Source organism: Desulfovibrio sp. 3_1_syn3 (genome assembly GCF_000145315.2).
In the GTDB taxonomy this organism is placed as follows: domain Bacteria; phylum Desulfobacterota; class Desulfovibrionia; order Desulfovibrionales; family Desulfovibrionaceae; genus Desulfovibrio; species Desulfovibrio fairfieldensis.
In genome coordinates this window covers 531,324-549,812 of sequence record NZ_ADDR02000002.1, presented here as the reverse complement: position 1 = coordinate 549,812, position 18,489 = coordinate 531,324, and the positions used below count along the sequence as shown (strand labels likewise).

General features: G+C 58.4%; 26 protein-coding genes and 1 other RNA gene. 25 read left to right on the top strand and 2 right to left on the bottom strand.

The window, feature by feature from the left end; translation table 11 throughout:
• Positions 1–2: 2 nt before the first annotated feature.
• The 14 genes from HMPREF0326_RS15650 (at position 3) to HMPREF0326_RS13590 (ending at position 7,397) form a co-directional block, all read left to right on the top strand.
• Positions 3–476 (top strand): hypothetical protein, encoded by a 474-nt coding sequence (locus tag HMPREF0326_RS15650; protein ID WP_008685712.1) that lies wholly within the window; start codon positions 3–5, stop codon positions 474–476.
• Positions 457–783: a helix-turn-helix domain-containing protein gene (locus HMPREF0326_RS15645; RefSeq protein WP_020990640.1), complete on the top strand. Its 327-nt coding sequence runs from the start codon at positions 457–459 to the stop codon at positions 781–783. The genes HMPREF0326_RS15650 and HMPREF0326_RS15645 overlap by 20 nt, the downstream gene beginning before the upstream one ends.
• The gene (locus tag HMPREF0326_RS17250; protein ID WP_020990639.1) at positions 776–913 is read left to right on the top strand and encodes a hypothetical protein; all 138 of its coding nucleotides are present in this window, start codon (positions 776–778) and stop codon (positions 911–913) included. Before HMPREF0326_RS15645 ends, HMPREF0326_RS17250 begins: the two co-directional genes overlap by 8 nt.
• A 5-nt stretch (positions 914–918) precedes the next feature.
• Positions 919–1,167 (top strand): hypothetical protein, encoded by a 249-nt coding sequence (locus HMPREF0326_RS13635; protein ID WP_008685715.1) that lies wholly within the window; start codon positions 919–921, stop codon positions 1,165–1,167.
• Positions 1,168–1,174: 7 nt separating this feature from the next.
• An RNA gene (locus HMPREF0326_RS16385) (hammerhead ribozyme type II) lies at positions 1,175–1,239 on the top strand.
• Between the two features lie 13 nt (positions 1,240–1,252).
• A complete protein-coding gene (locus HMPREF0326_RS13630; protein ID WP_020990638.1) occupies positions 1,253–1,483 on the top strand; it encodes a hypothetical protein in 231 nt (76 codons plus the stop codon).
• Between the two features lie 244 nt (positions 1,484–1,727).
• Positions 1,728–2,882: a helix-turn-helix domain-containing protein gene (locus HMPREF0326_RS13625; protein ID WP_008685719.1), complete on the top strand. Its 1,155-nt coding sequence runs from the start codon at positions 1,728–1,730 to the stop codon at positions 2,880–2,882.
• Positions 2,883–2,928: 46 nt separating this feature from the next.
• Positions 2,929–3,279, top strand: coding sequence for a hypothetical protein (locus tag HMPREF0326_RS13620; protein ID WP_147568338.1), 351 nt, complete (start codon positions 2,929–2,931; stop codon positions 3,277–3,279).
• Between the two features lie 26 nt (positions 3,280–3,305).
• Positions 3,306–4,040 (top strand): nucleotide-binding protein, encoded by a 735-nt coding sequence (locus HMPREF0326_RS13615; protein WP_008685725.1) that lies wholly within the window; start codon positions 3,306–3,308, stop codon positions 4,038–4,040.
• 11 nt (positions 4,041–4,051) lie between these two features.
• Positions 4,052–4,573: a putative glycosyltransferase gene (locus HMPREF0326_RS13610; RefSeq protein ID WP_008685727.1), complete on the top strand. Its 522-nt coding sequence runs from the start codon at positions 4,052–4,054 to the stop codon at positions 4,571–4,573.
• Positions 4,566–5,522, top strand: coding sequence for a P-type conjugative transfer ATPase TrbB (trbB, locus tag HMPREF0326_RS13605; RefSeq protein ID WP_008685729.1), 957 nt, complete (start codon positions 4,566–4,568; stop codon positions 5,520–5,522). The genes HMPREF0326_RS13610 and trbB overlap by 8 nt, the downstream gene beginning before the upstream one ends.
• Positions 5,523–5,536: 14 nt before the next feature.
• Positions 5,537–5,848 (top strand): TrbC/VirB2 family protein, encoded by a 312-nt coding sequence (locus HMPREF0326_RS13600; RefSeq protein WP_020990636.1) that lies wholly within the window; start codon positions 5,537–5,539, stop codon positions 5,846–5,848.
• The gene (trbD, locus tag HMPREF0326_RS13595) at positions 5,848–6,150 is read left to right on the top strand and encodes a conjugal transfer protein TrbD (protein WP_008685733.1); all 303 of its coding nucleotides are present in this window, start codon (positions 5,848–5,850) and stop codon (positions 6,148–6,150) included. Before HMPREF0326_RS13600 ends, trbD begins: the two co-directional genes overlap by 1 nt.
• Positions 6,151–6,158: 8 nt before the next feature.
• Positions 6,159–7,397: a TcpQ domain-containing protein gene (locus tag HMPREF0326_RS13590; protein ID WP_020990635.1), complete on the top strand. Its 1,239-nt coding sequence runs from the start codon at positions 6,159–6,161 to the stop codon at positions 7,395–7,397.
• Here HMPREF0326_RS13590 and HMPREF0326_RS13585 read toward each other — a convergent pair.
• The gene (locus HMPREF0326_RS13585; protein ID WP_008685736.1) at positions 7,375–7,698 is read right to left on the bottom strand and encodes a HigA family addiction module antitoxin; all 324 of its coding nucleotides are present in this window, start codon (positions 7,696–7,698) and stop codon (positions 7,375–7,377) included. The two genes, HMPREF0326_RS13590 and HMPREF0326_RS13585, sit on opposite strands and share 23 nt — an antisense overlap.
• Positions 7,699–7,707: 9 nt before the next feature.
• Entirely contained in the window at positions 7,708–7,989 is a 282-nt protein-coding gene (locus HMPREF0326_RS13580; protein ID WP_020990634.1) for a type II toxin-antitoxin system RelE/ParE family toxin, read from the bottom strand.
• A 55-nt stretch (positions 7,990–8,044) separates the two neighbouring features.
• On the opposite strand from HMPREF0326_RS13580, the gene HMPREF0326_RS13575 reads away from it, so the two are divergent.
• The 11 genes from HMPREF0326_RS13575 to HMPREF0326_RS13525 all read left to right on the top strand — a co-directional run bounded on the left by HMPREF0326_RS13575 (position 8,045) and on the right by HMPREF0326_RS13525 (position 18,447).
• A complete protein-coding gene (locus HMPREF0326_RS13575) occupies positions 8,045–9,076 on the top strand; it encodes a prohibitin family protein (RefSeq protein ID WP_008685738.1) in 1,032 nt (343 codons plus the stop codon).
• Positions 9,073–9,432: a hypothetical protein gene (locus HMPREF0326_RS13570; RefSeq protein WP_008685739.1), complete on the top strand. Its 360-nt coding sequence runs from the start codon at positions 9,073–9,075 to the stop codon at positions 9,430–9,432. The genes HMPREF0326_RS13575 and HMPREF0326_RS13570 overlap by 4 nt, the downstream gene beginning before the upstream one ends.
• 39 nt (positions 9,433–9,471) lie before the next feature.
• Positions 9,472–11,067, top strand: a complete 1,596-nt coding sequence (locus tag HMPREF0326_RS13565) for a secretin N-terminal domain-containing protein (RefSeq protein WP_008685740.1) — start codon at positions 9,472–9,474, stop codon at positions 11,065–11,067.
• 2 nt (positions 11,068–11,069) lie between these two features.
• On the top strand, positions 11,070–12,368 hold the full coding sequence (gene pilO2, locus HMPREF0326_RS13560) for a type 4b pilus protein PilO2 (RefSeq protein ID WP_008685741.1): 1,299 nt from the start codon (positions 11,070–11,072) through the stop codon (positions 12,366–12,368).
• Positions 12,355–12,993, top strand: a complete 639-nt coding sequence (gene pilP, locus HMPREF0326_RS13555) for a type IV pilus biogenesis protein PilP (protein ID WP_008685742.1) — start codon at positions 12,355–12,357, stop codon at positions 12,991–12,993. The genes pilO2 and pilP overlap by 14 nt, the downstream gene beginning before the upstream one ends.
• A gap of 8 nt (positions 12,994–13,001) precedes the next feature.
• A complete protein-coding gene (locus tag HMPREF0326_RS13550; RefSeq protein ID WP_008685743.1) occupies positions 13,002–14,657 on the top strand; it encodes an ATPase, T2SS/T4P/T4SS family in 1,656 nt (551 codons plus the stop codon).
• The gene (locus HMPREF0326_RS13545) at positions 14,650–15,711 is read left to right on the top strand and encodes a type II secretion system F family protein (protein WP_008685746.1); all 1,062 of its coding nucleotides are present in this window, start codon (positions 14,650–14,652) and stop codon (positions 15,709–15,711) included. The genes HMPREF0326_RS13550 and HMPREF0326_RS13545 overlap by 8 nt, the downstream gene beginning before the upstream one ends.
• Before the next feature lies 1 nt (position 15,712).
• The gene (locus HMPREF0326_RS13540) at positions 15,713–16,183 is read left to right on the top strand and encodes a type 4 pilus major pilin (RefSeq protein ID WP_008685748.1); all 471 of its coding nucleotides are present in this window, start codon (positions 15,713–15,715) and stop codon (positions 16,181–16,183) included.
• Between the two features lie 6 nt (positions 16,184–16,189).
• Positions 16,190–16,618 carry a type IV pilus biogenesis protein PilM gene (pilM, locus tag HMPREF0326_RS13535; protein WP_008685749.1) on the top strand — a complete coding sequence of 143 codons (429 nt, stop codon included), beginning with the start codon at positions 16,190–16,192 and terminating at the stop codon, positions 16,616–16,618.
• The gene (gene pilV / locus HMPREF0326_RS13530; protein ID WP_008685751.1) at positions 16,618–17,757 is read left to right on the top strand and encodes a shufflon system plasmid conjugative transfer pilus tip adhesin PilV; all 1,140 of its coding nucleotides are present in this window, start codon (positions 16,618–16,620) and stop codon (positions 17,755–17,757) included. The genes pilM and pilV overlap by 1 nt, the downstream gene beginning before the upstream one ends.
• A gap of 180 nt (positions 17,758–17,937) precedes the next feature.
• Positions 17,938–18,447, top strand: coding sequence for a lytic transglycosylase domain-containing protein (locus tag HMPREF0326_RS13525; protein WP_084493649.1), 510 nt, complete (start codon positions 17,938–17,940; stop codon positions 18,445–18,447).
• Positions 18,448–18,489 lie beyond the last annotated feature (42 nt).

Genomic DNA, 18,489 nt, shown 5'->3' with positions numbered 1-18,489 from the left:
CAATGGAAAACGAGCTTCAACGATTACAGAACCTGGTGGAACGGCTGGAGTGGGAAGTCTCTTACTGGCGTCAAGAGACGGATGACGTGCGAGAGATTTGTAACAGGCAGCTACGTAATAAAGATGCACGGCTGGCCTGCGTCAGATTCTTCTGTGAAAAATTTGATTGTGGCCGGGGGATCTGGAAACAGATCGACGAGAACCGGCAACTGCTCCAGTTCCTGTTTGATGAATTTCCGGAAGTGAAGGAGCGGGCCTTCTTCATAGAAAGCTGGGTGGGCGATACCGACTACTTTCTCAACTGCCTGGCTGAACTGCTAGATCTGAAGGAGCCAAGCCCGACACAATTTTTTCCCCGTCCCTGGCCTGGCAAGGGTTGTGACCCAAGAGTTGAGGCCTGTAGCAGGGCGGTCAGTATTAAAAAAACGTTTGTCGGTAAACATGAGGAGAACAGTGATGGAAATCGCCTTTCCTGAGGCCTATGCCCGCATTCTGGAAGCTACGGGCTGCGACGGACAAGCGGATTTGGCCCAGGAACTCGGAATTCCCCAGGCGCTCATTTCCGACAGTCGCCGCCGTGGAGAAATCAGAGCGGAGATTCTGCTGGCGCTGCTGGAGCAGTTCGCATTTGCTCCGCACTGGATATGCACTGGCGAAGGCCAGCGACACTTTAACGCGCTGGATCAGTTGCAAAAAATCAACGGGTATCTGAAAGAAAAGCTGGAAAATGCCCGCTCCCGTTTTGTATCCACACAAGCCCATGAAGGAGGCAGCAATGAATAAGGAACTGATGAACGCCGTGGCCACGGATGCCTTTGCCCAAGCCCAGGAAGGTTTTGCCGTGCCGCTTGATCCTGATCTGGCGGACGCTCTGGGCGCGTTTCTCGAAGATATGCCGTCATCTGAGGTATAGCGGCAATGATTGATCTCTTGAAAGTGGTCGGCGTTGATGTGGAGAAGGACAGCCTCGCCACAGTCATTGACAAGATTGGAAAGTCGGGGATGCGCTCCGTCAAGTATGCTCTGGAGGAGGATGGCGCAGCCACTGGGCTGTTCCTGCTGTGCGCCGATCCTGTGGCCGCTAAACGCATCAACGAGGTCGTGGGCAGGATCGAAGAAAAAATTGAGCAGGAGGAATATGAGGAAGAAGACGCCACCGTCGCGTAACTTCAGCCAGCGAAACCGCCCTTCCAGGCGGTCGTCGGAGCGTGGTGGCTCCGTCCTGATGAGCAGCCAATATAAGGAGGACAATATGAAGAGGCATCAGGAAAACACGAATGAACTGCTTTTGGACGATATTTATGAATCCAAGAATCCCGCCGTGGTCAAGTATGCGTTGCAGGTCGTGGCGGAGGAGATGGACAAGGCCCATGAACGCGCAACTATTCGCGTTGCCCAGCGGTTCCGGCACCTGCTCTCTCCCCAGATGCAGCAGGCGCTTGCCGCGCAGTATCCGGTGACGGCTCTGGCGGCGTCGGCCTGATCTGTTTTTGCGCCTGAGGAATGGAAGCGAATTGAACACAATGCTGTGAGGCAACGGAACATATGAATTAGGGAAAAGCCAAAAGAAAACCGTGCACGGTACGCCAATACCATGCACGGCCGCCCCTCGCGGGGTCACTCTCTCAAAACACGATAGAGTGACATTACCCGCAAGAGAGCCAGGCGTCAAGCCTGGGGGGCTACTTCTTTGCCTTTTTCCCGCCACAAAAAGAGGGCGGTAACGCATGGAAACCCTGAATCCTTCCGCATACTTTCTGCGGGTATCCGATAAATTTTTCGGCGATTTCATCTGCCGTGACGCCGCCGTGCGCCCTGGGCCGGTCCTGCTTTACCTGCTTTTGTTCCGTAAAGCCTACAAGGGCGGCCTCTGCTGGCCCTCGCAGCTCTCGCTGGCCAAGGCCTGCAAATGCACTGTGCGTTCCATTCAGCATTACCTCCGGGCGCTCGCCGCGCTTCAGTATATCAGCATTGAGCAACAGGAGGATGGCCGCAACGTCTACCGTTTGCTTCTGAGCCGGCGGGTACGCTTTTTCATCGCTCAGGATGAGTCCGGTCACGACCAGGACGGCGGTAACGATCAGGGCGAAGAATTTTCATCTGACCATGCGAAAAATATTCGCATGGAGGGCGAAAATTCTTCGCCCATATATAAGAGTAATAAGAGTATTAAGAATACCCCCCTTTCCCCCCACGCATCGGCAGGCCGCGAGTCAGCACCCTCCGCTCGCAAGCCTTTCCCAAGCACAACGCCCGTCCCATGCCCACAAGCCGATGGGTGGGGGGATTCTTCTTCCAGGGAAAAGCGACGTACCAAGGTTGCGACGTTCCAGGCGGCCAACGGCCTGTTTGAGCAGTTCTTTGCTGCCTATCCGCGCAAGGATGCCAAAGAGCCCGCCCGCTCCGTGTGGCATCAGCTCTGGCGGCGCGGCGCGCTTCCGGCCCTGGATCATCTGCTGGCAGCCCTGGAGCGATTCCGGGCCTCCACGGGCTGGAACCGGGAACATGGCCGCTTTGTCCCCTATCTCGTGAACTGGCTCCGTGGCCAGCGCTGGGCGGATGAAGCACCAGCGGCCCCCGTTACTGCTGTGACCGAACCGGCCATCACTCCAGAAAAAGCCGAACAGGTCCGGAGCTGCATGCAGCGCCTGGAAGATCAGCACCGCACAGATCCGGCCCTGGCAGCGGCCAGACCCCTCTTTGAAAATTTCCTCTCGCACTTTGCCGATGGCCAGCGGAAACGCGGCCCGGCCTGGGGGCTGTGGTCGTTGCTCTATCGGCTCGGCAAGGCTCCGACTGTCGCACAAGCGTCCAGTTCCTCGGACGTGGGAGTGCTTTCGTTCCTCCAGGGCTGGCAACGAGGTGCCCATGCCACGGCTTAGACATGGTATGGCGCGGGTCGAGTTTTTTGCCGTGCAAGAGAACGTCATGGCTCTGCTCGCCCAAGGGCATACCTATGCCAGCGCCTATGACCTGCTCAAGAAAGAGGGAAAGATCACTATGTGTTACGGCGCGTTCCGGGGCTATGCCCACGGGGGGCGTCGGCCAAAGCCGGATCCGGAACATGGAAGCAAGCCTGCAAAGCTACCCCCGGCGGCTCAATCCTCCACGGCTCCTCCGCCTGCAAGCGCGCCGTCCGTTCCCAGAGACGATGCCGCCGCTTCTCCAGACGTATCGGGGCAAACAAAAGTTCCGGCCTGCAACGGCCCTATCGTCGTCGGGGACAAGCAATCCTCGAAATTCGGCAAAGACAAATCCGACCCTGACGCGCTGATGTAGCAGGGCCACAAGCAAGGAAAAATCCAATGGCCACAATTCATTTTATACTGCAAGGGAAGGGCGGGGTGGGAAAGTCCATGATCGCCGTCATGCTGTATCAGGCTCTCCGGCATTTCGGAAAAGATGTCATTGCCTACGATACGGACCCGGTAAACGCCACGCTGACCTCGTTCAAAGAGTTCAGTGTGACCTCGCTGGACGTCATGAAGGACGGGAACATTGACGCCCGCAAATTCGACACGCTGCTTGAGGCGCTCGCAATGGCCCCGGAAGGTTCGCACGTTATTGTCGATAACGGCGCTTCCTCCTTCATCGCCCTGGGCGCATACCTTCAGGAAAACGATGTCCTCTCGCTGCTGGCCGAGGCCGGGCATTCGGTTTTTTTCCATTCCATTGTCACGGGCGGCCAGGCTCTGGGCGACACGCTCCAGGGGCTGGATCAACTCGCCAAAGGTTTCCCTGCTTCCCCTCTGATTGTCTGGCTCAACCCGTTCTTTGGAGAAATTTCCATCGACAATGGGACCAGAGGATTTGAGGACTTCAAGATTTATGCGCAACACGCGCACCAGTTTCACGCCCTGATCCGGCTGCCGGAAGGCAACCGGGCGCTGATCGGCAAGGACCTGGAAGAACTGCTTGCCAAGCGCCAGAGCTTCGAGGCCGGGATCAACGGCAGTTCCACTTCCATCGCGGTCAAGGCGCGCCTGCGGCGCTACTGGAACCAGATTCTCTCCTGCGTTGAGCAGGCGGACATCCTGTAGGAGGCGGGCGTATGAGCGACGATCTGCCCCCTGAAGAAACTCCGCAGGACTGGCCGGATGAAGTGATCACTCCTTCCGCCGTTGCTGACAACGCGCCGCAATCTCCGCCCGCGCCCGAACCTGATCAGTGCCTGCCGGACGGCTTCGGCCTGTCCGTGGAGGACGTGCGCGCGCTGCTGGCCAGGAAGCACGATCTGGCCGTGCCCAAGGACGATCCGCTGCTGATGATGGTCACGATCCAGAATGCTTTCCTTGGAGCCCAGACACAACTCCAGAAAAAGCATGAAAAGGCCCTGGCCGCTTTCATGGGCGAACAGACGGCGGCCTACGTCCAGGGCGTGGAAAACAGCGTGTCCGAATTACAGAAAACGCTGTCCGACGTGACTATCAACGGCATCCGGGACGCGGCCTCGGACTTCGCGTCCACGCTGTCCGAATTCAAATCCACGCTGTACCTCTGCACGGCCGTCATGGCGCTTTCCGCCCTGGTCAATGTGGCCGTCTTTGTCCTGAAGGCGGTGCAGCATGGATGAGCGCCTGCTGGAAAGCCTGGAATACAACTGTGGCCCGCTGATCATGGAGGCGCTACGGGATGAGACGGTCATTGAGATCATGCTCAACCCGGACGGCAAGCTGTGGATTGAGCGCTATGGCCAGGAACAAGAGTGCATTGGCGAGCTCTCGCCGGCTCAGAGCAAGCAGATCCTTTCGCTGGTTGCCAGCGCCCTGGACATCACGGTGGACGCCCTTCATCCAGTGGTTGAAGGAAGTTTTCCGCTGGACGGCTCCCGTTTTGAGGGTACGTTCCCGCCCCTGGTTGGACCTGGCGCATCTTTTTCGGACCGAAAGAAAGCGTCACGGGTCATCACCATGCAGGAATACCTGGCGCAGGGAGTAATAACGCCGGAAGTACCGCCCATTATCCGTGCCGCCATTCTTGACCGAAAAAATATCGTTGTGGTGGGTGGAACCTCCAGCGGCAAGACGACATTCGTGAATGCCATCATTCATGAACTGGACAAACTTTGCCCGCATGATCGTCTGCTGATTCTGGAAGACACGGCGGAACTGCAATCCCGCGCGCCCAATGCCGTTTTTTTCCTGACGTCGGAACTGGCCGGCATCGGCATGCGCCAACTGGCCAAGGTCAGCATGCGCTACGCGCCGCGTCGCATCATTGTAGGCGAAGTGCGAGACGCGGCGGCCCTGGAACTTCTCAAGCTCTGGAACACCGGCCATCCGGGCGGCATCGGCACCTTCCACGCTGACAGCGCGGAAGAGGCTCTGGAACGCCTGGAAGAGCTGGTGGAAGAAGCGGGCGTCGGCCCCAAGCAAAAGCTGATCGGCCGCGCCGTTGACCTGATCATCCATATGGAGAAGACGCGCGAGAACACGCGCCGTCTCGCCTCCATTATTTCCGTCAACAAATTCAATGCAAAAGAGGGACGTTACGAAACAACGCCCCTCTATTCTGCTGCGTGAAAATGGGGGGCACAATGTATAAGGCCTTTTTCTTCATTCTTCTGATTTTCTTCCTTGGAGTCTGCCCGGAGCTGGCACTGGCCAGCGGCGGCATCACGGAGTTTTCCAGCCCGCTTGAGAAAGTGGTCAATACCATTACCGGCCCTGCGGGCAAATACATCAGCATCACAGCCGTGGGTATATGCGGGATAATCTACCTCATGAACCGGGATGATGTCAGCGGGGCCTTCAAAATGCTGCTTGGGGTTGTGGCCGGTATTACCCTCATCGCGTTTGCGGGCGGCATCGTCACTTCCACATTCAGCTTTTCCGGAGCGGTGATCTGATGGAAACCCGGAGTATCCCTGTCCACCAGGCGTTGCATCGCCCAAATCTCGTGCTGGGCGCGGAACGGGAACTTGCCATGAGCAGCGTTCTGATCGCCTTGCTTGTAGGAGTTGGCGGCCTGACGCTGATCTCAGCGGTAACGGCTTTCAGCTTCTGGCTTGTCAGCATCTTTGTACTTCGGCGCATGGCCAAAGCGGATCCGCTCATGAGCAAGGTCTGGAGACGGCATGTAAAACAGCAGGATTTTTACAGCGCCAAAGCCAGCCGCTGGCGGGCTTTGGAAGGGTTCAAGGCAAAGTGATTACTCCAATGAAGAAAACAACACGCGCTCTGATACTTTGTCTGCTCTTTGCCTCCGGCTGCGTGATGCACAAGAGCGGTTCAGGCTCCTTTGACGCCCTCAGCGCGGATTACGGTGCGGACGCCCAGGCCTTTGCGGCTCAGACGGCGGAGGAACTGAGCCGTCGGCATGCGCCTGCGCATACGTCCGTTGCCCTGGACCGCGCGCCGGGTGTTTTCGGTGACGTGCTGGAGCAAAAGCTCCGGGCGGACGGTTTTGCCCTGACGTCCTCCGGCCTTGGCGTGAGCTACAGGCTGGATACGCTGGAAGCCGACGGCACCCCCATGCTGGGATATGTACAGGTAGCCTGCTCTGACGGGCAGATATTCAGCTTCACCCGCGAGATTTTCAAAGGCACGGAGCCGCCGTTTTCAACCCCCGTGCCGGAAGAGCACCCGCTGGAATCTCGTTCGCTCCCGGAGCGCGCTCCCCAGGCGGCCGCTCCTGATCAGGCACCCACTGCGGCTATGACGGCCAAGGCTGCGGGTGTCCGGGTGTATCCAGTACGCAAAACGGCCACTGCCGCCGCTGTGGCCAGACGGAACGGAGTTTCAGTAAAGGAATTCTGCCGCTGGAATGATGTCGGCCCCACCGCAACGCTGGCCAAAGGTTCTCCGGTTTATCTGTCTGAACCGCCCACCGGCATCATTCCCGTAGCTTCCGCTGTTCCCTCGCCTGCTGATGTTCCCGAAGATCAGCCCGCTCCCCAAGCCGCAACGCCCGCGCCTACGCCGGAACCCGTATCTCTGCCCAGCCGTGCGCAGACCTCCCCGGCGCTGACCCTGGAAAAGCCCAAGGCCAATGCCCCCGTGCCCTATACGCCGGTCGCCGTGAGCATACCCGCTACGCCCGCTCCTCAGCCCACCGTCACGCCGATTGCGGAACCTCCTGTTGCGGTTCCCGCTCCTGCCGCGTCCTCCAGCGAACCCCTCACGCCGGTAGCCGCCACGGCCATCGAGGCTGTGCCCGTCTGGGAGATCCACAAGGGTGAAATGCTGCGTGGCCTGATGGAAGGCTGGGCCGCCATAGCCGGCTACAGCCTGATCTGGAATGCGCAAAATGACTATGAAATGCGGAGTTCCGCGACCTTCTCCGGTGTCTTCGTGGATGCGGTGAAGAACTTCTTCGCGGCCCTCCAGGCCAATGGCCTCGCCCTGCGCGTGACCATCTACCAAGGCAATAAGGTCATGGAAGTATCGGAGCACTAGAGGCGGAGGAATGAGGATGTACACGAGCCAGAATTTCAGCGCGCTTGCCGGAATAGGCCACCATGTCCAGCTCATAGCTGATCTGGCAATTGAGCCAGAACTCCGCGCTGTTGCCGAAATAGGCGGCAAGCCGCACTGCCGTATCTGCGGAGATGCCGCGCTTTCCGGCAATGATGCCCTGAATACGGCTCTGCGGCATGCCCGTGTCCAGAGCCAGACGCGTCTGACTCAGGCCCATAGGCTTCAAAAATTCCTCATTCAAAATTTCGCCCGGATGCACGGGCGGCATGCGGTCATACATCATGGCCTCCTAATGGTAGTCAACGATTTCAACGCCATGCGCGTTTCCCTCGTTCCATGCAAAGCAGATGCGCCATTGGCTGTTAATGCGGATGCTGTATTGCCCGGCCCGGTCGCCTTTCAGGGCCTCCAGCCGATTTCCAGGGGGAATGCGCAAGTCGTTCAGAGAAAAAGCGTTGTGCAGGATTTTGAGCTTGCGCATGGCGGCGCGCTGAATATCCGGCGGCAGACCAGCCACGCGGATGCCCAAAAAGAGGCTTTCCGCCCGGCTGTCTTTATAGCTTAGTATCATACCATAAAGGTAACACGCAAAACGTATAAGCACAAGTGTATTTGAGGAGAGAAAAATGAGCTGGAAAGAAAAATATCGCAGTGTTCAACGCGGCATTCAGACTCACGTCAGTGGCGATGGAAATGAAGGTCAAAAGGGCTCTTCCAAAGAGATCAGACAAGCCCTCATTGGCCCTTGCTGCCTGATGCTGTGTATTCTGACCGTTCTCTATGGCTCCTTCTTTACTGTTGACCAGGGCGTCAGGGCAGTTGTGCTGCGGGTTGGCGAAGTGAAGTACGTGGCCGAACCCGGCTTTCATTTCAAAATTCCTTTTATTGATTCTGTGATCAAGATGAGCGTGCGCACGCAAAAAGAAACCATCACGCTCCAGGTTTACAGCAAGGACATTCAGGCGGCTGAGGCGGGAATATCGCTCAACTTCAGCCTGAGCCCGGCCTTTGTCGCTTCGATCTACGGAAAATACGGCGAATCTTACCTGGAGCGGATCATTATTCCCCAGCTCATGGCCCAGCCCAAAGATGTCTTCGGCAAATACAATGCTGTGGATATTGTCCAGAATCGTGAAGAACTCACGGCGAAAATGTTTGTGAGCCTTTCCAAAGTATTTAACGGCACGGGGATAGATATTAAATCCGTGCAGATTGAAAATATTGATTTTTCAAATTCCTATGAGAAATCCGTGGAAGAGCGCATGCGTGCGGAAGTTGAAGTGCAGAAAGTGCTTCAAAATGAAAAGCGCACGGCAATTGAAGCGAATATGAAGCGGATCAGGGCCAAGGGCGATGCTGATGCGAAGATCGTAGCGGCGGAAGCCGACGCAAAAGCCATACAACTGCGCGGCGAGGCTGAAGCCAGGGCCATTGAGGCGAAGTCGGCGGCTATGGCCAAAAACCCGGCCTATGTGCATCTGCTGCAAGCGGAGCGCTGGAACGGAAGCCTTCCCACAACCATGCTGCCCAACAATGCCTTGCCCATTATTGGGGAAGTCGGATCTCCGTTACGCGCAGCGAAGGAAAGCCAGGCAGCCATGCCGCGCCCGCATGAAGAGGAAGGCGGACTGCGGCACAAGCGTGGAGTCAAGCAATGAGCGATAATGAAGAGAAGGAATACTATGTCGTCGTTCTGGATAAGATTCAGAAAAAGAACATCTGGGGCATCGGGGAAAGCGAAGATGAAGCCTATGAGGATTGCTTCAAAAATCTCCGTGAATCGTGGGAAGTGAACTGCTGGCCATGCACCAGGGGCCTGTTTGATTTCGTGAATAAACACGGTGGGTCAGAAGCTATGGATAACGCTTTTGTCAAGCACGACGATATTTATGATCTTATGCCATCGCATGACGCATTGTATGATTTTTGTGAGAAATACAAAATCTCTGATGAAGCCAGAGAAGAGTTGAAGAATATGCTTGATTTTCCGATACAATTCGCAGGTAAAATTTAACGAATAAGCACTGAAAAATCAATTCAACTGGATGATGCAATGAAAACGAACCGCATCTTTCGCAGCATAGCCTTTCTTCTCTTTGGCGTTGGCGTAATCCTGTTCGGCTGCGCCCATAAGGGCGCGCCGGACCAGGACCTCATAGAGGGCAAGGGCCGGGACTTCACCACGCTCTCACGCTCCAAGGCCGTGGATGTGGTGGCCGAACCCTACGTGGGCGTGAAGGCCGTGCCGATCCGGGCCGACGAGCAGTCCCAGGCGGCCCTTAACACTCATGTGACGCTGCGCAAGCGCGGCACTCTGGCCAACATTGCCGCAGCCATAGCGGACATGACGCCGCTGACCGTCCAGGTGGGCGCGGATCCGGCTCCGCTTTCCGGCGGCCAGAAGAAGGGAGCCGGCCAATCAGGCTCGGGCGATAGCGGCCTGGCCCTGCCGGATCTGCTGGACGTGCCCGCTGCCGGCGGCACGTCACGGCTGCTCAATATTTCCTATGAAGGCTCTCTGCGCGGCCTGCTGGACAACGTAGCCATTGCTTCGGGCTATGGCTGGGATTTCGACGCCAAGACAAATACCGTCGTCTTCTCCCGGCTGTCGGTCCGGACGTTCACGATTCTGGGCGCGCCGGGCAAGCGGGAATATAAGGACAATATCACCAACAAGTCGCGGGAAACGACGCGCTCCAGCATTGGCGGCTCCAATGTCAATGCGACAGTGGCAACGTCGGATACATCCAGCCAGACGGCGCAAGCCAACACCACGGACTACAAATTCGACATTTGGGCGGACACGGAGAAGGCCGTCAAGGCTCTGCTCTCGCCGGAAGGCAGCGTGGTGGGCAACCAGGCCGCCGGAACCATGACAGTCCGTGACCGGGCGGAAAATGTCCGCCAGGTCAGCAATTATATTGCCGAAATCAACAAAAGGCTGTCCCGCCAGGTCGCATTGACGGTGCATGTCTGGGCGCTGGAAGTCACCGACGAAAACGAGGCGGGCCTGGATTTTCAGGTGCTTTTTGCCAACGATAATGTCTCCATCGTCGCCGGCAGCCTTGCTTCTCTGGGGAGCCCGTCTTCGGCCTCGGCCACCATCGTTTCCGGTAAGCTGAAGAACTCCACGGGCGTTCTGAAAGCCCTCAAGGAGTGGGGCAACGCCACACAGGTCACTTCCGGCGGCGGCTTGATCCTCTCGAACCAGCCCGTACCCATTCAGGCTATCAAGCGCATTGCCTATCTGGCGGGATCATCCTCATCGCAATCCGACTATGGGCAGACCACGGAGATTACGCCCGGCGAAGTCACAACGGGTTTCGCCATGACCATTATCCCGCATATCCTGGATCGTCGGCGTGTGCTCCTCCAGTACAGCATCAACCTCTCCAGCTTGGATGAGCTGACCGAGTTCTCCACCAGCGATCTGACGGTACAACTGCCCAAAACCAGTACGCGCGCATTCAGTCAGCGTAGCACCATGCAGATGGGGCAGACTCTCGTGCTGGCCGGATTTCAGGATCAGTCACAAAAACTGGCCAACTCCTTGGGCCTGCTCAATTTTGGGCGCGGAGCCAAGTACGGCAAGACTCTACTGGTCATCACCATTGAGGTGGAAGCCGCCGGCGGCGGGACTGAGGATTAACGATGGAACTGGTCATCATCAACAATCATCCCTGGGCCGTGGGCCTGCGCTGGCTGCCTCCCGCCAAACGCCGCTTTGCCGGACACAAGGCGTTGCTGGCCCAGGCACAGGAGATGGATGACACCTTTGACGTTTCAGCGCGCTGTCATGGCAAACAGGGCGTCCAGTTCGGCTTCGGCGCTACGGGCGAGTCCTGGGCGCGGTATGCGCCCGTGCCCGTGCTCTGCCCGTGCCTTGATGTGCCGCCTGATTTTCTTGGACTCTTCAGCCTCCGCTCCACGGAAGGGAAAGAATTCTGGTGGCTTCATCTGCGAATCGACGGCGCTGTGGCCGAATTCGGGGATCAGGTTTTCTACTCCGAACAGGAAGCCAAGGACGCTCTGGCCCTGATGAAGAAGATCGCCGGGCTGCAAGCGGAGATGGGAGACAGCCCGATGGCCAGCGCCATGTTTCTGGAAGACCGGGTGCGGCTCACACCGCTGGAAAAATGGGCGCTCGGCAAAGGGCACCTCTCGAACCTGAAGAAACTGGCCTCGCACAGCACTGTCCGGCGCGTGGCCGGTCTTGCCGCAATCCTGACAATTATACTCGGCATTGCCTTTCTCTGGAGCTATTACGCGGATCGGGCCGCGCGCGAAGAGGCCCGCCAGGTGCGTCAGGAAAGGATCCAGCGCAAGGCGGATCTGGAAAATCATCCGGAAGAATTCTTTCCGATGGCCTGGCAGGAAAAACCCCTGGCCACGGATTTCGCGGCGGCCTGCCTGCCGGTGATGATGGATTTGCCTTTGTCTTCCAATGGCTGGGAACTGCAATCGGCCGTCTGCAATGGCAACAGGGTGAATCTGGAATGGAAACACGCCAGTGGAGCGGACTTTATCCGCCTGCCGGACGGGGCGCGCCTGGATGAAAAGGATCTGCGCACAGCGCGTTCCTCCATCACGCTGAGGCCTGTGGATTCCCGACGCCCTGACGGAATCGGCACGGACCACTCCATGCTGTTGAACAGGGAAGAATCCCTGGGCCTGCTTGCGGAAATAACGCAGTCCACGGCTACAAAACTGAATCCGCCCAAGTTCAAGGCCCAGAAAAAGCGCACCATCGACAAGGTGAATGTCTTGGCCCCGTGGCATGAGGCCGATTGGGAGCTTTCCGGCATTCCGGATCTGCTGATGGAGCCCAGGACCGGGCCTGACGGCGTAGGCCTCTTCGCCATGCTGGCGGAAATCCCCGGCCTGAGCATTGAATCCATCACATTCAATAACGGCTGGTCCATGAAAGGGAGCATTTATGCAAGACACTAAAAAGAAGCTCCAGATGCTTGCGGCCGGCATACTCGGCTTGGCCTGCCTTGGCGTAGCCGGCTTCATCCTTTTCCAGAAGTTCGGACCAGGCCCTGCTCCGTCGCTTCCGCCGGCCGTCAGGCCGGCCCAGCCAGCCGCCAAGCCCAAAACCCCAGCTAAGCCGAAGGATACGGCGGCGACGCCCCGCGAAGCGATGAAGGAAGCCGCCGGGAAAAGCCCAATGGTGCATCAGGCGCAAAATTCGCCGAGTACGCTGGGGGAACTGTCCCGCTATCGCGGGCAAAAAATCATCCTGGAACAACAGGTGCGGATCGCGGAGTTGGAACAGCGGCTGAAGGATCTGTCCCAAGGGACCAAAAAGCCGGAAATCATCCTGCCTGACTTGGTGCCGCCCAAGAGCAAGGAAAAGCCGGTCGCCGCTCCTGTGGCCGCACCCAGGCGCGAGCCTGTGGTGGTGTCAGTCCAGGGCGTGGCCGGCAAGCTCACAGCCACCATTCGCACGTCGGAAGGGCGCACTGTCACTGTGAAGAATGGATCTGCCTTCGGCGGCGGCATTCTCCAGGTGACGCGGCAGGGCGTTTCCGTCAGGCGTAACGGCAAACTTTCATCTATCCCCTTTGAGTAGGTGTGCTCATGTTAAGCCGCACGTCTCTGATCAATGCCTTGCCGGAGCATATCCGCGCCCGTGTCGCCTTGGTGGAAGACGCCCTGATGATCTCGGAAGAGCTGCAAGGCCAGATGCCTGTGGTCAACCTTGTCATGCCTCTGCGATCATGCGGAGTCAGCGACTTTCAGTTTGTGCCTCCCAGCCGTTTCGACGCGGAGTTTTCCCGTTACGCCTCCAGAAGCGGCATAGGCGAAAATGAGGTTCAGCAGTTGGCCATCGACATGATCGCCCGCGCCTATGAGTGCGGCGCGACGGATATTCATGTTGCCAACATGGGAACGCATGTCCGCATCCGTTTCCGGGTGCTGGGGCTGTTGCGCGACGATATGGAGCTGGATGTGGAAACGGGCAGCCGCATGATCCGCACTATCTACGAGCATCTGGGCGCGGCCCAGGACGCGCCGGCCTTTGATCCCATATCCCGCCTGGATGGTCGTATTATCAATCGGGACTATCTGCCCCAAGGCCTGTATTCCGTGCGCATCCACTCGGAGCCTATTGAATGCGACGGAGCGCCGGACGGCAAGGGCACCTTCATGCCCCTGCGCCTCATGCACGACACTACAGGCGCTTCCGGCTCCCTGGAAGAGCGTCTGGCCAAGCTCGGCTATACGGACCAGGCTGCGACGCTTGTGAACCATGAAGGACATGAGCGCACAGCCAGGGCGCAGACGGAACTTTTCCGGGCGCTGTCCGGGCGCACGGGCATTGTCTTCATTTCCGGACCCACGGGATCGGGCAAGTCCACGGCTCTGGCCCACTGCATGGAAGCTCTCATAGAAGAGCGGCCTGGTGACAACTTTCTTTCCATCGAAGATCCGCCGGAAAAGCCCATCAAGGGTATGTATCAGATCCCGGTCATTTCCAAGGAAGGCGACGAGCGTGGCGACGCCTATACCAACGCCATTGCCGGCACAAACCGAGACGATACCGACACGGTCATGATCGGTGAAATCCGCTATGCGGAAGCGGCGCTGGCCACCATTGAGGTGGCGCTGTCCGGCAATGCCGTCTGGGCCACTATCCACGCGGCTGATGCTCTGGGCATCATCCAGCGCCTGGACGTGCAACTCCGCTCCAGGCTTGCGGAACCGCTCAACATCGTCTGCGATCCGATTGTACTTTCCGGCCTGGTCTTCCAACGCCTGGTGCCCAAGCTCTGTCCCCACTGCAAGATTCCGTTGCGGGATCATAAAGATTCCATCAGTCCGGATCTGCTCACGCGCCTGCGGCGAACCATGCCGGATGAAGTCATCTGGGGCGGATCCAGGGGAGAGGGCATTTTCGTGCGCGGTCACGGCTGCGACCATTGCAAGGGGTCCGGGCATCCCGGCCTTTACAAGCAGACGGTCGTGGCGGAAGTCATCGCCGCGGATCCCTGGCTCCTGACCCTGCTGCGCCAAAGGAAGCAGGATGATGCCAGGCGCTATTGGCTCTCGGAACTCCAGGGCATGACCTATCTGGAGCATGCACGGCATCTCATTGCCACGGGCGTGATCGGACCGGCCATCACGGAAGAAATGCTGGCCATGCCCATTGACGCGGACCTGGCGCGTCGCCCGCGCGGTTCGGAACGGTCCCGCCAACAGCATGCTCAGGACCGGGGGAAGCGCCGTGCTTAGCCCCACTGTGAAAATTCTTGCCGCTGTGTGGTTCGGCGCGGACGTGCGCATGCGGGTCTGGGGCAAGCTGGCCACCCAGATTCGCAATCGCATGACGCTGGAAGAATCCCTGCAACGCCTGCGCGAGCAGGCCGTGGAAAGCCGTTCGCCCCTGGCGGATATCTATACGCATATCATCGGGACTGTCGGCCAGGGACGCACTCTGGGCGACGCCCTGGCCGGTCTGGCCGGCCAGGAGGAAATCATGCTCATCGCTTCGGCCCAGACCTCAGCTCGTCTGGCCGAAGGTCTGACTCTGGCCGCCAGGGTACTCAAGGCCAGGGGCTTCATCCGTAAGAGTCTGCTGTCGAGCCTTACGGGGCCGTGCATGTACTTTGCGGCCTGCATCGCCATGCTGGCCATGATCTCGGTCCAGGTTATGCCTCAACTGGTTATGGTTTCAGACCCCAGCTCCTGGACCGGAGCTTCATATCTGCTTTACGCGCTTTCGGAATTTGTCGGTTCCTGGGCCGGAGCCCTGACCGGTATCTGTTCCCTGGCGGCGCTGGTCGCCATCTGTCTTTCCTTCCCGTTATGGACTGGCCAGTTGCGCCGCCTTGCGGACCGCTGCATCCCCTGGTCCATCTATCGGCTCACCGTGGGCACGGTCTGGCTCTATACCATCGCCACCCGCATGCAGGCCGGGCATCAGCTCTCCCAGATCCTGGAAAATATGGTGAAGCAGAAATCCTCCCCGTACCTGCGGGAAATTGTCACGGCCATCCTGCGGCACAGCCGGCACGGGGAGGATTTCGGGAGCGCGCTCCAGGCCTCCGGCATGGACTTTCCCAGCCGGGAAATTGTGGACGACCTGCGCGTCTATGCCCGGATGCCCGGTTTCCAGGCCCATATCATGGAAATCGCCGATACCTGGATAACTGAAGGCGCTGAGCGCGTCGCCGGCTACGCGCGCGTCATCGGCGTTGTCGTTCAACTGCTTGTTCTGGCCCAGCTCGTTCTGGTGGCCATCGTGGGCACAACTTTTCAGGATCAGATTCAGACAGGAGGTTTTTGAAATGGGACACATTCTGGGAGCATTGGGCGGCCTGCTCGTGGGCCTGATCATCCTGGCCTATTCCGCCGGCGGCCTCTCGTCGGCCTTCAGCAAATCCAATGTGGCCAGCACACAGGAAGGTTTGATCATCCTGCGGATGCAGGCTCAACAGTTCTTTGCAGGCACCAACTATGACGGCCTGGACAATGATGTCGCCATCAAGGCCGGCATTGTACCGGACACGTTCATCAAAGGAGGCGCGCTTCGCAACGCCTGGGGCGGCGATATTACTCTGAGCGCTGATGAGGCCAACGGGCAGTTTTCCATTGAGCTGGCCAATATCCCGCAGGCGGATTGTACCCAGCTTGCCCGTTTCCAGGCTGATTCATGGACGGCCGTGAGCGTCAACGGGGCTGAGATTGATCCCTCCGATCCCGTGGCTGTGACCGACGCCTGCGGCGATACTAACACTGTAACCTATACCGCGCGGTAGATTGCCATGAAAGCCCTCGCCGTGCTCGCCTTTCTTCTTGGAGTGCTCGCCCTGCTGCCGCATATGGCGGACATTTCCCAGGAAGATGCCTCATACCGGGCCGTGGCGGTCAACTATGCCGTCTACCGCAACGAGGTCTTCCGCTACGTCTATGAGCACCGGGGGCTTTCCGGCGACATCCCGCTTGCATCTCTGAACATGCCCGAAAGCTGGCGCGCGCTGCGCGCATGGCGCGCCCGTGTGGATGCGGGCCGCTGCTACGTCTATGGCGAAGCTTCTCCGCAAGAGATTGCCGCCGTGCGCCGGCTTTTCCAAGGCAGTTTCGCCCTGGGCATGGCTGATTCCGGTCGCCTGGTTCCGGTGCTCGGCAATGCCATAGCCGTGCCGGGCTTCATCCCCAACGGGTATCTGGTCAGCGTAACGGAGGTGGATTGATGCACCTGTTCGGCACAATCGGCGCAATTATTGTCCTGATCATCATGATGCCGGGATTTCTCGGCTGGTGGGAAAGCGGCCATACGGCCACTCAGCAGCGGATAGTCGCTAATCATATGATGGTGGTGACACGGGCGGCCCGGCAATATGTGAACCGGCATCAGGACACGCTGTTGGCGCAGGCCTCGGCCAGCGCCGGGCCGTCTGTAGCCATTGCGGATCTTATCAATGAAGGCTTCCTGGCTGAAGGCTTCCAGCCGCGTAACGTCTGGCTGCAAGAGTATCAGATCCATGTCCGGCAGCCGCAAAGTGGTACACTGCAAGCCATTGTCCTGACAACGGGCGGCCGGAACAACGAAACGGACAAATTCCGGAACGTGACTGTTCCCGGAGCCGCCGCCCTGGTGGGCGGTGCCGGCGGTTATGTTCCATCCGGAGTGTTGCCCGGACAAACGGAAAACATGCTGCAAGGAGCCGGCAATGGCTGGATCCTTGATCTGGGATCCGTGGGTATTGCTTCTCCGGGTGCCGGACACTTGGGAGCGGTGTCGTCTTATGATTCTTCAGCTCTTGGCCAGGATTTCCTCTACAGGGTGGCCGTGCCCGGTCAGCCTGAACTGAACGCTATGCAGACCGAACTGGACATGACGGATCATGCCATCCGCAATGTCTCGGAACTCCAGTTTGAGGAGAGGGAAATCACGGACGAAAGCTGCACCAACGCCGATGAACAGGGTCGGTTGTTTTTGGACAGCCTTCAGGGCCTCTATCTCTGCCGGAACGGCTCGTTGGAAATCATCGGCGATTCCGGCAATTCCGCGCTGCTGAAAAACGTCACCGTGGCCAAAAACGGTGATCGGATCACCAAGCCGGTCTGCGCCCCCAGCACAGGGACGGCTCCGGCCATCTTCACCGCGCCCTCCATCGCGGAAGCCGGGCCGGAAGCGCCGCCCCTCACATCCTTTCAGACCTGGGCAACGTCTCTGACGGACACGGAATGGCAGGTCCACATGCGTGTCCAGACTACCAACAAGAGATTAAGCACCGACGGCGATGATTCCGGCTGGGTGTTCCCGGAAGCGGACTATGGCCGGATCATGGTGCTGGCTATGTGCATCAAGCAGGTGGAAACGCCATAGGGTGAATGATGAAAAGTATTATGAAAGTTATTGTGCATGATATGAGGATATTATTTGAACTATATATCAATTTAATACCATGCATACTAGTATTTCTAGTGTTTTGTCTATGGTTTTGGTGGAGGGCTTGGAGGTACTTTGATTAAAAATATCTATAGTTTCAATAAGGGCTTGGGCGTCATGCTTTTTCTTATGGCGTTGCTTTGCTGCCATCCGGCCCATGCCGGCGCGCTACTGGACCGTCAGCAGGAACTGGAACCGCTGTTTGACGCGCCCTGCGCCCGCTATCAGGTGCCTAAGGTGCTGGCCCTGGCCATCGCCCGCCAGGAAAGCGGCTGCCAGCCCTGGATACTCAATATCTCAGGCCGCGACGTGCTGGCCGGCTCCAAGGAAGAAGCCCTGCGCTATGCCCGTTGGGCCATGCGCGCCGGGCGCTCCATCGATGTAGGCATCATGCAGATCAACTCCTACTGGATCCGGAAGCACGGCTGGCCATTGGAACAGGTGCTGGAGCCCGCCAACAACGTCAAGATCGGCGTCTGGATCCTGGCCCAGGAAATCCAGCGCCACGGCCTCAACTGGCGGGCCGTAGCTTACTATCACACGCCGCTGCACCGTAACCCGGAGCGGGGTAGGGCCTACGCGCGTTCCATCGTCGGGCATGTGAAGAAGATTTTGGGGGGAAAGTAGGATGGCGCGGACAGCGGAAGACACACCGCAACCATATCTGCG